Here is a 14,876-nt window from a genome sequence, read left to right as displayed (position 1 = left end):
GGCAAACGCCGTGGGGCCTTCATTTGTTATTGGATGGTGCAGGTGATGTCTCCGCTAATGGTGCTGATGTTGCACGAACCGCCGGAACTGTCCGAGGGGACCTCTACGTCTCCGCTGACGGTCTGGGTGGAGAAGGTCTTTCCGCTTCGCAGGGAGGCTTCCACGTCGCCACTGGTGGTGTCAATGGTCAACTCCGGAGCATCGCAATCCTTCAGTTCCACATCTCCACTGATGCTGTCAATGGTACATGGGCCAGCGGTTACGACCTGAGAGAGGTGGATATCTCCGCTGGTGGTGTGAATCTTGAGAGCTTGAGGTGTGACGTCGTTCACGGAAATGTTGCCGCTCACGGACTCCAAAGAGAGGTCCTCGGAATTGTGGGCTGTGAACTGGATTTCCCCACTGGTGGTGTGGACATCGGACTGGGTGAAGGAGAAGCTTTCGGGTACTGTCATAGTTCCACTGACGGTTTCCAGTTCCAGATGTTCGTACTGCGTCTGGGGCAGATATAGATTGATCTCCATAGGCTGGAAGGACGCACTTATAAAGTTCGTCCAAATACGGTTATCCTCAAACACGATTTGCAGGGTATCGTCATGTACGGACACCGAACAGGTCATCTCTGGATGGGTGGGATATTCCACCTGGCAGGTATCCTCCTGGGATGGGATGAGGTGTACGTCGCAATTTTCGCTATCCACGGAGATGTTGGTAAAAGACTCTGCCACGGTCTGGGTGACGATTCCAATAGAATTATCGTTCTCGCCGTTGGAGGTTACGTCAGCGCTGGGGACGGACTCTCCCATGGGTGAAGTTACGTGGGGAGATGCCAGGGGGTCTATACGGGAAAGGTCAAACTTTGCGGCAGCCAGAGCACCCAAGGATAAAAGAAAGCCTGTGGCAGTGACACCTAAAGCGACCTGAACCACCAATTTTCGAGTGAATTTCATAGAGTAGCCTCCTTTTGCACAAAACGGAACTTGACTGCAAGTAACGCTTTTTTACTCAGGCGGAGCAGCCATGTAGTTACCTTGCCAGAGACCAAAAATAACAGTACAGCAATGCCTGCGCTCATCAGTCCTGTACCGCCGAAAAAGATTTGGGACAGAACATGATTGGGGGGAAAGTAGAACAGAGCGGAGATGATCAGTGCAACCCCACCCAGCGCAGCAGTGAGGTCCACGGCGTACAGAGTGATGATACAGGCCCAGAGGACCGCATAGCAGGCCAAAACCACAAGTGCTCCCGCAAAGAGAAGCGGAACCCAAAGCGGAGAGCCCAGGACCAACAACACAATTTCCCATGCTTTGAGTGGCCGCTTGGGCTTTACTTTGGCATGGACCAACTTAGGAAGCGGTGTCTCAGAGAGAATTTGAGTTACGATATCATGTACACAACCCACATCCGCCACTGCCTCAGACTCTGTCATGCCCTCTTCCATCCGGTCATCGATGATTTCCGAGTAAAAGTCCAGCCAATGCTGCACGTCTGCCTCGGGCAATCCAGCTAAACCCGCACGAAGGGCGGCGAGAAATTCCTTCTTATTCATGCGCATCTCCCTCTCTTGCAATAAATTTGTAGATGGATACGATCTCATCCCACTCGGCTTTGAAGTCCTCCAGACGCTGGAGCCCCTGGGGCGTGATGTGGTAGTACTTGCGCAGTCTGCCGTTGTGCTCGGCCTTTCGTACCGTCAGCAGCTGGGCCCCTTCTAAACGTCGTAAAATGGGGTACAGGGTGGACTCGGAGATCTCCACATAGGGCTTCATGTCTTTGATGATCTGATAGCCGTAGGAATCCTCGTTTTTGATGGCCGCCAGCACACACACGTCCAGCAGCCCTCGCTTTAACTGAATATCCATGGAATACCTCCCTTCACGTAATACTATGCCACGTATAGTATTACGTGTCAAGGGGTATTTAGAAATTGTGCACTATACCGGGAACGATACTTGAATATTAAAAATGATTGTGCTAAACTGACAATAGAAGACAGGCAGAACATGACTCTCTCATCCTCGCAGCCCCACACAGAAGATGACCCAGCCATGGGCTGGTTGCCGTAGAAAACAGGTCAAAATTTCAACACGAGGAGGATCGGTATGTCAAACAATCACTACACCCTTGGTTCCGACCAGCATCAGGCGTGGATGCGTGAGTATTGGTATGCGCCCAGAGGCATTGGGTTTACAGAACCAGGGATTGTCAGCACAGACAGCGCAGAGTTTAGTGCCTACAACGTGGCCAAGTCCTTCTATCAGAACTATCCCGAGGTGTTCAATTTAAAGTACATTTCGGACAAAGTTGGAATTCCGGCTGCGGAAGTGGGGGAGAGAATCAAGCGGATGTATGACCAGCACGCCATTATGTTCGTGTACAATCCGGCGGTGGCAGTGTATGGCTGGGGCCTGTACTACTGGGTGGTGAAGCTCAAGGACGGCACCGACCCGGCGGTGAAGGCCAAGCTATCCGAGTGGTTCCAGAACAAGGACGACATCTGCACCGGATACGAGACCAACGGCGACTTCGACTACTTCAACGGAAACCACATGCGGGTGCTGGATAACCTGCTCAGCGACGTCATTGGGCCCTGGCGGGACATGCCGGAGGTGGAGTACGTCCACCTGTGTCCCATCCGCCGGGACGTGCGGGAGTCCAACGTGAACATGTGGGACGCCCATGGGGACGGCTACCGCAAGTTCATCTGGGGCCAGGAGCAGGTGGACAAGCTGCTGGAGGTCCAGGACGTCCTGGATAAGACGGACTTTGCCATCATCGACGCCATCAACAACACCGCTTCCGTGGGGGATATGTTCGACTATGACGTGCTGGAGCGGCTCAGCGGCCTGGACGGGGCCCAGATGAAGGCGGACTTTGTGGAGATCTGCGACAAGCGCCGCATCGCCGTGCCCATGATCTACATCAACCACATGCGCCTGGGCCTGTCCATGAAGATGTACCTGGTGCGCATGTTCCAGAATGTGCCCAGCTACCGGAAAGCCCAGCTGGTGGACGAGCTCAGCGACATGCCCGAGTTCAACAACATCTGGGAGTTCTCCGACTCCTTCTATGACGTGATGCTCAGCTCCTTCAACCAGCTCACCGACCCCGAGGCCCTGCGGGCCAAGCTGGAGAGCTATGGAGAAATTGAGGAGGTGAAGGTGGCGGACTCGCCCCGGCAGTTCCGCCGCTGGGTGGCCCGTCTGGACGACCAGAACGGCTATTGGGAGGAGTGCGTCTTCACTGACGACTTTCTCCAGGACCGCACCGCTCAGAGCTGCGTCAAGTGCCAGTTTTCCAATCATGAGGAGGTGAAATGACATGAAGGTAGAGCGCGCCAGAGAATATGTCATTGAGAACCTGCAATATGCCCTGAATCCCCGGTCCATTGCCGTAGTGGGCGCCAGCCGATACCCCACCAAGGTGGGCTATAAGGTCATTGAGGAGCTGCGCCGCTGGGGCTACAAGGGAGAGCTGTACCCCGTCAACCCCAGAAGCAACGTGGTGCAGGGCCTGCCTGCCTACCCCACCGTCAAAGACATTCCCTATGATGTGGATTTGGTGTTCGTGGCCGTACCCGCCCACATTGTCAAATCCGTGCTGGAGGACTGCGTGGCCAAAAAGGTGAAGATCGTGGTCATTGCCACCAGCGCCTTTAAGGAGATTGGCCGAGGTGAACTGCAAAATCAGCTCACCCAGTACTGCCGGGACAACCAGCTGCCCCTCATCGGCCCCAACCTGGTGGGCATGGGCAGCCCCTACCTGAACTTCAATTGCGGTTTCATCCCCTATTTGCCCATCAAGGGCCCTGTGGCCATGATCTCCCAGTCGGGGGCCAATCTGCTGGCCGCTTTGGGCACCTCTCAAAAGGACCACTTCGGCATGAGCTTCTTTGTGGGCCTGGGCAACAAGGCGGACGTGGACTTCTGCGAGTTCGTGGCCTACGCCGGGCGGGACCCCAACACCAAGTGTCTGGCCATCTACATCGAGGGCCTGGACAGCCCCGAGGCCTTTGTGGACGCCTGCCAGCATGTGGATAAGCCCATTGTCACCATCAAGGTGGGCGGCTCCAAGATTGGCGAGAAGGCGGCTTTTGCCCACACCGCCAGTGAGAACGCCGGGACCACCGACGCTTTCTATGACGAGATTTTTGAGCGGGCGGGGGCCATCCGGGCCACCACCTGGCAGGAGTTCCTGGACGTGTCCCTGGCCCTGGGCATGCAGCCCACCCCCAAGGGAGACCATCTGGTGATGATCACCAACGGCGGCGGCTCCGGCCTGCTCAGCTGTGACCACTTCGAGCGCTGCGGCCTGCCCCTCCATGAGCTGTCTGAGATCTCCCCGGGTCTGGCCGGACGTATCCGGGCCTACATGCCCATGTTTGGCTCGCCCCTGAACCCCGTGGACATCTCGGGCACTGCCTCCCCCATCCAGTACAAGGGCGCCTTTACCCAGGCCATCCGGGACCCCAACGTGCACGGTATTCTGGGCTCCATCTGTCCCACTGCCGTCACCGATGTGCCTGCGGTCACCGACGTGGTCATCCAGATCCACGAGACCTACAAGCACCTGGGCAAGCCTTTTATCATGGAGTGTCAGGGCGGCGAGGAGTGCCAAGAGGCCATCATGAAGCTGCGGGACCACGGCATCCCCGCCTATCCCACGGCAGAGCAGGCAGTCAACGCCATGATTGCGCTGTATAAATACGGCCAAATCAAGAAAAACAAGGCATAACCTCAGCGGTGTGGGGCGGGAACATTCCCGCCCCACACCGGGCGGATGGAAATTATTTTATATTGCTATTTCACCTCCAATCTGATATGATACAAAGTCGAGACAGAAGGGAGGGAATGGACATGCTGGCACAGATGAAGGCGAATCAGTGTTTGGTGTGGCCGTTCCATCGTCCTATATGAGACAATTACCTTGTTCGGGTGATTGTCTTTTTTTCTGTGAGAACATGAGAGAAAAGGAGAGAATAATGTGAACAACCATCAAGCGCCCATTCAGGACGCCCGTGTCCTGGGCTGGCCCAAGATGCTGATTTTGGGCTTGCAGCACATGTTCGCCATGTTCGGGGCCACCGTGCTGGTGCCCATGCTGGTGAGCAACTCCTACGGCCTGCCCCTGTCCATCCAGACCACCCTGTTTTTTGCCGGTATCGGCACCCTGTTTTTCCACCTGTGTACCAAGCTGAAGGTGCCCGCCTTCCTGGGCTCCTCTTTCGCCTTCCTGGGCGGCTTCCAGGCCGTCAGTGAGCTGACCGCTGGCAAGTACGCCGACATGGCCGCCGCCGAAAAGCTCCAGTACGCCCTGGGCGGTATTGTGGTGGCCGGCCTGCTGTATGTGGTTCTGGCCGGTATCATCAAGCTGGTGGGTGTGCAGAAGGTCATGCGCTTCCTGCCCCCCGTGGTCACCGGCCCCATCATCATCCTCATCGGCCTGAACCTGGCCCCCTCCGCCGTGTCCAACGCCTCCACCTGCTGGTGGCTGGCCATTGTGGCCATGGCCATCATCGTGGTGGCCAACATCTGGGGTAAGGGCATGATTAAGATCATCCCTATCCTCCTGGGTGTGGTGGGCTCCTATATCGTGGCCGTGATCGCCAACTCCTTTGGCGCTACCGCCGTGGACGCCGCTGGCAACGTGGTGCCCCTCATCGACTACTCCGGTGTGGTTGGCGCCAACCTGGTGGGTCTCCAGCCCTTTGTTATCGCCAAGTTTGACTTGACCTCCATCTTCGTCATGGCCCCCATCGCCATTGCCGCCATGATGGAGCACATCGGCGATATGTCCGCCATCTCCGCCACCGTGGGCAAGAACTTCCTGTCCGACCCCGGCCTGCACCGTACCCTCATCGGTGACGGTATCGCCACCTCTCTGTCCGGCCTGTTTGGCGGCCCCGCCAACACCACCTACGGTGAGAACACCGGCGTGCTGGTGCTCTCCCGGGTCCACGACCCCCGGGTGGTGCGTCTGGCTGCCATTTACGCCGTGGTGCTGTCCTTCAGCCCCGCCTTTGCCGCCGTGGTCAACTCCATCCCCACCGCCATCATCGGCGGCGTGTCCTTCATCCTCTACGGTATGATCTCCGCCATCGGTGTGCGTAACGTGGTGGAGAACCGAGTGGACTTCACCAACTCCCGCAACCTCATCATTGCCGCCGTCATTCTGGTGTGCGGTCTGGGCTTCACCAATGGCATCACCTTTGCCATCGGTGAGGTGCACATCACCCTCACCAACCTGGCTGTGGCTGCCATTGCGGGTATCGCCCTCAACGCCATCCTCCCCGGCAAGGACTACACCTTCGGTGCCGACGTCACCGAGGGACGCGCTGGCGACTTTGGCCGTTACTAAGCAGCGTTCCAATCAATCACCCGCGGCGTCCGGCTCACCTGGCCGGACGCCGCTGTATTTTGCAGCAAAAATTTTTCGGGGAAGTGTTGTAAGATTTCCCCCACTCCCCAGTCTTATGGGTGGAAGGAGGTGGTGGCGTGACCGAGTTTGAAGAGATATACCGGGCCTACTTTAATGACGTGTACCGGTATCTGCTGCGCCTGTCCGGGGACCCACATGTGGCGGAGGAGCTGACCAGCCAGACCTTTTTTAAGGCCATGCAGGGCATCCAAACCTTCCGGGGCGACTGCGAGGTGCGGGTGTGGCTGTGTCAGATCGGGAAAAACTGCTACCTGACCTACGTGAAAGGTCAAAACCGCACCCACCCGCTGGATGAGGCCGACTGGTTGGAGCTGCCAGAGGAGGGAGACTCCCCGGAACAGCTGTGTGAGCGGCGGGACCAGGCCATGCGCATCCGCAAGGTGCTCCACCAGCTGCCGGAGCCCTACAAAGAGGTGTTTCTGTGGCGGGTGTTTGCCGAGTTGAGCTTCAAGGAGATTGGCCAGATGTTTGGAAAGACCCACAACTGGGCCTGTGTCACCTATCACCGGGCCAAAGCCATGGTCAGACAACGATTGGAGGAGAACGAAACATGAAACAGGAATGCAGCATCGTCCAAGACCTGCTCCCCCTGTATGTGGAGGATATGGTCAGCCCGGAGACGGCGGAGTTTGTGGGGGAGCATTTGAAAAGCTGCGAGACGTGCCAGGCGGAGGTCCAGAGCCTGCGCCAGCCCCCGGACGTAACCCCGCCCCCCCAGGAAGAGCGCCCTGAGGCCCCGCTGCGACGACTCCAGAAGAAACTACTGCTCAAGCGAATACAGACCGCCTTGTTGGCCGGAGCATTTGTGCTGGTGGTGCTTTTATCCTCTTTTGCCATCCTCTCTGCGCCCCGCTATTTTCCCTACACGGCCCAGCTGTTGGAGGTGACAGAGCAGGCAGACGGCAGCCTCACCATCACCTTTGACCAGGCGGTGACCCAGTGCCAGGTGGAGAGCCTGGGCACCCAGGAGCCGGACAACCAGAGCGAGAGCTATTCCATTCAGGCGTGGACCTCTCCCTGGGACCAGTGCTTTTCCCGTTCCGGGAGCCGCACCCTTACCATTGCCCCCCACACCGACCGCCCGGTGCTGGTGTACTACGCCCAAAATAATGGCCAGGGGGATGTATTGGTGTATGGGGAACACCCAGATGGGGGGATGGAGACCCTGCCCCGGCTGGTGCTGGGCTACTATCTGTTCCTGGCGGCAGGGGTGTTTGTGGTGCTCCTGGTGGTGTGGTGTGCAGCGAAGAAAACGCCCAAGGTCCGAACATGGGTGGGGCGGGCCCTACTGCTATCCCCCTCCTATGGGGTGGGACATCTCATTGTGCTGGGTGTTACCACGGTGTCCTATTGTGCCACCCGGGATTTCATCCTCATTGTGGCCATTGGGGTGCTGGTGTACTGTTTGGTCCTGCTGGCGGCCAGCCTCTACCGCTTGTGGAGAGAGCTGAGACCCCATTGAGGGGAAATGGGAGATTTCTCATGGTTGACAAAATTCTATCCTTTTAGTATGATAAAGCGTGATATATCTGCGGTCTCGTTCAAAGGGGAGCGTCAGCCGCATCAAAGGAGAGAAAACCATGAAGAAACCGTTCCTCACCCTGGCTCAGGCCAAGGAGATCCGTGAGACCTATCCCACCCCGTTCCACATCTACGACCAGGCGGGGATTGAAGACAATGCCAAGAAGCTGTACCAGGCTTTCTCCTGGAATCCCGGCTTTAAGGAATATTTCGCCGTGAAAGCCACCCCCACCCCCGGGATTTTGAAGCTGCTCCACGCCCAGGGGTGTGGCGTGGACTGCTCCTCCCTCACCGAGCTGATGATGGCAGAGCGCTGTGGATTTACCGGCCATGAGATCATGTTCTCCTCCAACGAGACCCCCGCCGAGGAGTTCCGCTACGCCCACAAGCTGGGGGCCATCATCAACCTGGATGACCTGACCCACGTGGACTTCCTCTATGACACCCTGGGCTGTGTCCCTGAGACCATCTCCTGCCGCTACAATCCCGGCGGCACCTTCACCCTGGGGGAGAGCAAGGAGGGCTTCCAGGTCATGGACAAGCCGGGGGACGCCAAGTACGGCATGACCAAGGAGCAGATGAAGCAGGCGTTCACCCGTCTGAAGGAGCTGGGAGCCAAGAACTTCGGCATCCACGCTTTCCTGGCCTCCAACACCCTGTCCAACGACTACTATCCCGCCCTGGCCCGGGTGCTCTTCGAGCTGGCCGTGGAGCTGCAGCGGGACACCGGGTGCCACATCACCTTCCTCAACCTGTCCGGCGGCGTAGGCGTGCCCTATCGCCCGGAGCAGCCCGCCAACGACATCGCCATCATCGGCGAGGGGGTACGGAAAGCTTACGAGGAGATCTTGGTGCCCGCTGGCATGGGGGACATCTCCCTGTGCACGGAACTGGGCCGCTTCATGCTGGCCCCCTATGGGCACCTGGTCACCACCGCTGTCCACGAAAAGCACATCTACAAGGAGTACATCGGGGTGGACGCCTGTGCCGCCAACCTGATGCGCCCCGCCATCTACGGTGCTTACCATCATATCACCGTGCTGGGCAAGGAGGACGCCCCCTGTGACCACGTCTACGACGTGGTGGGCTCCCTGTGTGAAAACAGCGATAAGTTTGCCATTGACCGCGCTCTGCCCCAGATCGACAAGGGTGACATTCTGGTCATCCACGACACCGGGGCCCACGGCTTTGCCATGGGCTACCAGTACAACGGCAAGCTGCGTTCGGCGGAGCTGCTTTTGAAGCGGGACGGCTCGGTGGAGCTGATGCGCCGGGCGGAGACCCCCGACGACTACTTTGCAACTCTCGTTTGGTAACAAGAAAACTTCCCGTCCGGCACCGCCGGACGGGAAGTTTTTACTCTTTGTTCATGCGCTGTAAAATGGCTTGTTCCACCTTATCCCCGTACCGTAGGGCCACGAGAAACACCGCCAGCCCGATGAGGCCCATGAGGACCATGGCCCAGGGAGGAATGGAGAGGGCGGAGCCACCCACGCCGCAGGCCACCAGCAGCCCCCAGGGCCGGGCCACCAGGCAGAGGATGAGGAATCGTTTCAGGCTCAGGTCGGTGAGCCCTGCCAGAATGCACAGCAGGTCGTCGGGAAAGAAGGGGAAGAGAAAGGCCAGGAAGAGGAACACGTCCCGCTTGCGATGGATGACGTCCAGGTACTTGCCGGACACCTTCTCACTGACAAACTGATGGACAAATTTGTGGCCCAGCACCCGGGCCAGGAGAAAGACGATCACCGACCCCAGAACCACCGCCCCCCAGGTGAGGAGAAAGGCGGGCCAGAATCCAAACATGACTGCCCCCACCAGGGCGGTGATGTTGCTGGGAATGGGGGCGACAATCACCGAAATGAGCTGAATGACAAAGTACATCAGGTGGGACCAGGGAGAGAACTGGGCAATATAGGCCTCCATGGCCGCCCTGGAGTGGAGGGTCTGGAAAAATCCAGTGGCGTACAGAGCGTAGACGCAGCCGCCCAGCAAGGCTATGGTGACAAGCCACAACAGGGCCTGTTTGATACGTGGGTTCACAACTTCCCACCTCCTGGGAAAAGATAGGAATATTGTAGCAGATTGTGTCGGAAATAAAAAGGTGTCAAACCGTTAGGATTTTATCAAGAAAGAGTTAAGATAGGAGAAGAGCCGCCCACACAGGGGCGGCTCTTCTCGGTGTTGTGAGGTCAGTCGATGGCGGTGACCTGATATCCGGCCCCCTCCACGGCGGCCTTGAGGGTGTCAGCGGACACGTCTCCGGTGACGGTGGCGGTGCCGCTGGCCAGATCCACCTGGGCGGACACGCCGGGAATGGCGTTCAGGGCCTGGGTGACGTGGCTCACGCAGTGGGGGCACATCATGCCCTGGATGTGGATGGTTTGAGTCATGGTAGGTTCTTCTCCTTTCAATTCACAGCAGGTGCTGTTGCACACCGCTGGGGTATTCGATTTGGTGGGGCGGAAGCGGCGCAGCCGCAGGGCGTTGGTGACCACGCACACCGAGCTCAGGCTCATGGCAGCCGAGGCCAGCATGGGGGAGAGCTGGAGATGGAACAGGGGATAGAACACCCCGGCGGCCACGGGGATACAGATGGCGTTGTAGCAGAAGGCCCAGAACAGGTTTTCCTTGATGTTGCGCAGGGTGGCCCGGGACAGCCGCACGGCGGTGACGGCGTCCAGCAGGTCGCTCTTCATCAGTACCAGGTCGGCGGAGTCCAGGGCAATGTCTGAGCCTGCCCCAATGGCAATGCCCACCTCTGCCCGGGCCAGAGCGGGGGCGTCGTTGATGCCGTCTCCCACCATGGCTACCTGATGGCCCTGGGCTTGCAGCTGGGCGATGTGGCCCTCTTTTTCTGTGGGCAGTACCTGGGCGATGACCTGAGACACGCCCACCTCCTGGGCGATGGCCTGAGCGGTGGCAGGGTGGTCTCCGGTGAGCATCACAACCTCCAGTCCCAGCTTGTGCAGTTCCGCCACGGCCTGGGCGCTGGTGGGCTTCACGGTGTCTGCCACCCCAATGACACCTACCAGGGTGGTGCCCTGGGCGAAGTACAGGGGAGTGTGGCCCTTTTCTGTGAGGGCCTGGGTGCGCTGGGCCACGGAAGACAGGTCTACCCCCGCTTCCTCCATCATGGCCTGGTTGCCCGCCAGGAAGGGGAGCCCCTGGAGGGTTCCGGTAACCCCCTTGCCGTGGACGGCCTGGAAGTCCATCACCTCCTGGAGAGGCAGATTTTGAGCCTGGGCGTGGGCCACAATGGCCTGGCCCAGAGGGTGCTGGGAGGGGTGCTCCAGGCTGGCGGCGAGGGTGAGCAGTTGGCTTTCGGACAGCTGTCCCACCGGGTACACACCCGTCACCTGGGGCTTGCCCTGGGTGATGGTGCCTGTCTTGTCCAGCACGATGCAGGACACCTTGCCCAGCTGCTCCAGGGCCTGGGCAGATTTGATGAGAATGCCGTTCTGAGCCCCCACTCCGGTGCCCACCATAATGGCCACAGGGGTGGCCAGCCCCAGGGCACAGGGACAGGAGATCACCAGCACCGCCACGGCAGAGGTGAGGGCCTGGGCTACGGTGTGGCCACTCACCAGCCACACCAGGGCGGTGACCAGGGCAATGCCCATGACCACGGGGACGAAGATACCCGCCACCCGGTCGGCCAGCCGGGAGATGGGAGCCTTGGAGGAGGCGGCCTCCTCCACCAGGGCGATCATCTGGGACAGGGTGGTGTCCTGGCCCACCTGGGTGGCCCGGACGGTGAGCATGCCAGCGCCGTTGAGACAGCCGGACATCACCCGGTCCCCCTCTCCCTTGTCCACCGGGATGGACTCCCCGGTGAGGGGGGACTCGTCCACGCTGGACACCCCAGACACCACCACCCCGTCCACGGGGAGGGCGGAGCCGGGGCGAATGAGGAGCAGGTCCCCCACCTGTACCTCTTGGGTGGGGATGGTCACCTCTTGGCCGTCCCGCAGCACGGTGGCGGTCTTGGGGCTCAAGTCCATGAGCCGGGCGATGGCCTGGCCGGTCTTGCCCTTGGAGCGGGCCTCCAGGAACTTGCCCAGGGTGATGAGAGTGACAATCATGGCCGCAGACTCAAAGTACAGGTCCATGGCGTACCGCTCCACCAGGGCGGTGTCCCCGTGGCCCAGCCCCCAGCCGATGGCGTACAGGGCCACAATGCCGTAGAGCACAGCAGCCGAGGAGCCCACGGCGATGAGGGAGTCCATATTGGGGGCCCGATGCCAGAGGGAGCGGAAGCCACCCACAAAATAAGCCCGGTTGATGATCAGCGGGGGTAGGGTGAGCAAGAAGAGGGTGAGGGCGTACACCATGGCATTCTGGGTGCCATGGAAGAAGTGGGGAATGGGCCAGCCCATCATGTGGCCCATGGACAGGTAGAACAGGGGGAGCAGGAAGACCAGGGAGGAGACAAAGCGCACCTTCAAGGACTTCTGGGCGTTGGATACAGGAGCGGGAGTGGGGGCGGCTGTTTCCCCCATCACCGTGGCCCCGTACCCGGCCTTAGCCACCGCTTCGCAAATCTGCTGGGCGGTCAGGGGCTCATTGTAGGTCACCGACATGGAGTTGCCCAGCAGGTTCACCTGCACCTCCTGGACGCCTGCCAGCCCCTTCACTGCCTTTTCTACATGGGCGGAACAGGCGGCGCAGGTCATGCCGGTGACGGAAAACTTCTGTTTCATGGCGGAGCCTCCTTTACAGCAGCTTGCCCAGCGCGGCCACCAGCTCGTCCACCTTTTGGGCTCGCTCCTGGGGGGTGTCCGCCTGTTCCACACAGTGTTTCAGGTGGGCGGTGAGCACTTCCTTGTTGGCCCGGCGCACCAGGGCATCCACCGCCAACAGCTGCTGGGAGATGTCCATGCAGTAGCGGTCCTCTTCAATCATGGTTAAAATTCCGTCCAGTTGTCCTCGGGCGGTTTTCAATAGGCGAGTCACGGTTTTGGCATCGGCCATCATGACGCATCCCTCCTTACGTTGGAATAACACCCCCCTGGGGGGTAGTGTTATCCTAGCACAAAAGTAGGAGAAAGTCAAGAAAAAACGGCGCCGCAAAAAGGGTACCTTTGCGGCGCCGCGTGGGGTTAGCCTTCCAGTTTGCTCTGGGTTTTGGCCATAAACTTCTCTGCGTGGATGATGAAGCGCTCGTGGACGCCGGAGCCGATCTCGCCCCGCTCGTCGTAGGCGTGGACCTCGAAGGTGACCTTGCGGCCCTCCACGGCAGTGACCACGCTCTCCGCCCACACCTTCATACCCACAGGGGTGGCGGAGGAGTGGGCGATGTTCAGGTGGGTGCCCACGGAGCTCTCACCGGGAGCCAGGCAGGGGATGAGGGAGTCCGAGGCGGCGTTTTCCATCATGGCCACCATATAGGGGGTGGCAAAGACGGGCACCAGACCGGAGCCCACCGCAGTGGCGGTTTTCTCCTGGGTGACCACGGACTCAAAACGGCCCTTGAGGCCGACTTCAATGGACATGGGGATTCCTCCTTTGTGTTGTCTGGACACAGTGTACCCGAAATTTACTCTCTTGACAAGAGAAAAGAGCGGCGCCAACGGACGCCGCCCAAATCAAGAGCACTTTGCTTGGCTCGGGGCCTCGCAGAGTTCCGTCACCCGCAGGTGACGGAAAAATCTAAATTGCGTCATTTCCACGGACATGTGCCGGGGAAATGACACTTCTCATGTGGGGTGGAATGACTTTTTCGTCAGAAATCGAGTTCCACCCCACATGCAAGCCTCCTCCCATAGAAGTCCATGGACTTCTATGGGAAGCTTAAAGGCCCAGCTGAATCCAAAGATCGTTGTACAGATCGCGGGTCTCCTGGGGGAGCACCACGTAGTTCTCGCACTTTTTCAGCACGTCGGCAGAGGGGGCCATGATCTCGTAGAGCTCCGGGTCCAGCTCCTCGCCGTAGGTCTCCTTGTAGTACTCGGGGTACTTCTCCAGCGCCTCGGTGTTGGGAGAGGCGTACCAGATATAGTCCATGTTGGCCAGAGAGGCGTCGGTGGAGGCCATGAAGTTGATCCACTCCTCCGCTTCAGACACATGCTGAGCATTTTTCAGAATGCACCAGGCGTCCACAAACCAGTTGGCCCCCTCCTCGGGGATGACATAGGCCAGGTCGGAGTTGTTCTCATACATGGACAGGTAGTCGCCGGCGTAGTAGGTGGCGATGGCGGCGTTGCCCTGCTCCATCTTGTTGAACACCTCGTCCATCACCTTGCCCTGGAAGACACCCCGGTGGGTGGCGTCGGCGATGAGGTCGTAAGCCTGACGAATCTCGTCCTCGTTGGTGGTGTTCACCGAGTAGCCCAGGTAGATGAGGGCGTTGCCAAAGGCGTCCCGGGAGTTGTTGATGAGCAGCACGTTGCCACGATTGGCGTCATCGTACAGGGAGGACCAGCTGGTGATCTCGCCGTCCACCATGGTCTTGTTGTAGATGATGCCCAGGGTGCCCCAGGTGTAGGGCACGGTGTACTCGTTGTTGGGGTCAAAGGCCAGGTTCTTGAACTGGTCCCCAATGTAGGAGTAGTTGGGGATGTTGTCGTAGTTCAGGGGCTGGAGCATGTCCTCCTCAATGAGCTGGGAGATCATATAGTCGGAGGGGCAGATGACGTCGTAGTTGGCGCCGCCGTTTTTCAGCAGGGAATACAGGGACTCGTTGCTCTCAGCGGTCTGGTAGTTGACGGTGATCCCCGTCTCCTCCTGGAACTGGGCAATGAGGTCCTCGTCGATATATTCGCCCCAGTTGCACACGTTGAGCACCCGCTTGCCCGTGTTGGTGGCGGCGGTGTTGTTGTCGGCCTCGGGGTCAATGCGCTCAATGGTACAGGCGGAGAAGCAGAAGCCGCCCACCAGCACACAGGCCAGAGCCGCAATGGCTAGCTTTTTCAAAGGTT

Annotated in this window: 14 protein-coding genes; 6 read left to right on the top strand and 8 right to left on the bottom strand. The window is 59.1% G+C overall.

All coding sequences use genetic code 11. The features are described 5' to 3' along the window. Positions 1-26: 26 nt before the first annotated feature. Genes E0L15_RS04045 through E0L15_RS04035 form a run of 3 tightly spaced genes read right to left on the bottom strand, consistent with a single transcriptional unit; the run spans position 27 to position 1,862 of the window. Positions 27-950, bottom strand: coding sequence for a DUF4097 family beta strand repeat-containing protein (locus E0L15_RS04045; protein WP_168124634.1), 924 nt, complete (start codon positions 948-950; stop codon positions 27-29). Then, the gene (locus E0L15_RS04040) at positions 947-1,549 is read right to left on the bottom strand and encodes a DUF1700 domain-containing protein (protein WP_158099770.1); all 603 of its coding nucleotides are present in this window, start codon (positions 1,547-1,549) and stop codon (positions 947-949) included. Before E0L15_RS04040 ends, E0L15_RS04045 begins: the two co-directional genes overlap by 4 nt. After that, on the bottom strand, positions 1,542-1,862 hold the full coding sequence (locus E0L15_RS04035) for a PadR family transcriptional regulator (protein WP_087369657.1): 321 nt from the start codon (positions 1,860-1,862) through the stop codon (positions 1,542-1,544). The genes E0L15_RS04040 and E0L15_RS04035 overlap by 8 nt, the downstream gene beginning before the upstream one ends. Positions 1,863-2,102: 240 nt before the next feature. Between E0L15_RS04035 and E0L15_RS04030 the strand changes: the two genes are divergently transcribed. The 6 genes from E0L15_RS04030 (at position 2,103) to E0L15_RS04005 (ending at position 9,275) form a co-directional block, all read left to right on the top strand. Then, positions 2,103-3,320 (top strand): AsnC family transcriptional regulator, encoded by a 1,218-nt coding sequence (locus E0L15_RS04030; protein WP_087229018.1) that lies wholly within the window; start codon positions 2,103-2,105, stop codon positions 3,318-3,320. A gap of 1 nt (position 3,321) precedes the next feature. Further along, positions 3,322-4,734: a CoA-binding protein gene (locus E0L15_RS04025; RefSeq protein ID WP_168124633.1), complete on the top strand. Its 1,413-nt coding sequence runs from the start codon at positions 3,322-3,324 to the stop codon at positions 4,732-4,734. Between the two features lie 303 nt (positions 4,735-5,037). Next, a complete protein-coding gene (locus E0L15_RS04020; RefSeq protein WP_168124644.1) occupies positions 5,038-6,357 on the top strand; it encodes a uracil-xanthine permease family protein in 1,320 nt (439 codons plus the stop codon). A gap of 137 nt (positions 6,358-6,494) precedes the next feature. Next, complete coding sequence (locus E0L15_RS04015) at positions 6,495-6,992, top strand: sigma-70 family RNA polymerase sigma factor (RefSeq protein WP_168124632.1); 498 nt, start codon at positions 6,495-6,497, stop codon at positions 6,990-6,992. Then, positions 6,989-7,900: a zf-HC2 domain-containing protein gene (locus tag E0L15_RS04010; protein ID WP_168124631.1), complete on the top strand. Its 912-nt coding sequence runs from the start codon at positions 6,989-6,991 to the stop codon at positions 7,898-7,900. The genes E0L15_RS04015 and E0L15_RS04010 overlap by 4 nt, the downstream gene beginning before the upstream one ends. 118 nt (positions 7,901-8,018) lie before the next feature. Continuing rightward, positions 8,019-9,275, top strand: coding sequence for a diaminopimelate decarboxylase (locus tag E0L15_RS04005; RefSeq protein ID WP_087390204.1), 1,257 nt, complete (start codon positions 8,019-8,021; stop codon positions 9,273-9,275). A gap of 40 nt (positions 9,276-9,315) precedes the next feature. Here E0L15_RS04005 and E0L15_RS04000 read toward each other — a convergent pair whose 3' ends face one another. The 5 genes from E0L15_RS04000 to E0L15_RS03980 all read right to left on the bottom strand — a co-directional run bounded on the left by E0L15_RS04000 (position 9,316) and on the right by E0L15_RS03980 (position 14,871). Beyond that, complete coding sequence (locus E0L15_RS04000) at positions 9,316-9,999, bottom strand: VTT domain-containing protein (RefSeq protein ID WP_347565972.1); 684 nt, start codon at positions 9,997-9,999, stop codon at positions 9,316-9,318. A gap of 149 nt (positions 10,000-10,148) precedes the next feature. After that, positions 10,149-12,659, bottom strand: a complete 2,511-nt coding sequence (locus tag E0L15_RS03995) for a heavy metal translocating P-type ATPase (RefSeq protein ID WP_168124630.1) — start codon at positions 12,657-12,659, stop codon at positions 10,149-10,151. A gap of 13 nt (positions 12,660-12,672) precedes the next feature. Continuing rightward, positions 12,673-12,933, bottom strand: coding sequence for a metal-sensing transcriptional repressor (locus E0L15_RS03990; RefSeq protein WP_087229000.1), 261 nt, complete (start codon positions 12,931-12,933; stop codon positions 12,673-12,675). A 125-nt stretch (positions 12,934-13,058) separates the two neighbouring features. Continuing rightward, complete coding sequence (locus E0L15_RS03985) at positions 13,059-13,451, bottom strand: thioesterase family protein (protein ID WP_168124629.1); 393 nt, start codon at positions 13,449-13,451, stop codon at positions 13,059-13,061. A gap of 298 nt (positions 13,452-13,749) precedes the next feature. Then, a complete protein-coding gene (locus tag E0L15_RS03980; protein WP_168124628.1) occupies positions 13,750-14,871 on the bottom strand; it encodes an ABC transporter substrate-binding protein in 1,122 nt (373 codons plus the stop codon). Between the last annotated feature and the right edge of the window lie 5 nt (positions 14,872-14,876).

Source organism: Pseudoflavonifractor sp. SW1122, from assembly GCF_012027765.1.
GTDB lineage: Bacteria > Bacillota > Clostridia > Oscillospirales > Oscillospiraceae > Enterenecus > Enterenecus faecium.
The sequence above is the reverse complement of the archived record's forward strand: the minus strand, read 5'-3'. Positions and strand labels throughout refer to the sequence as shown.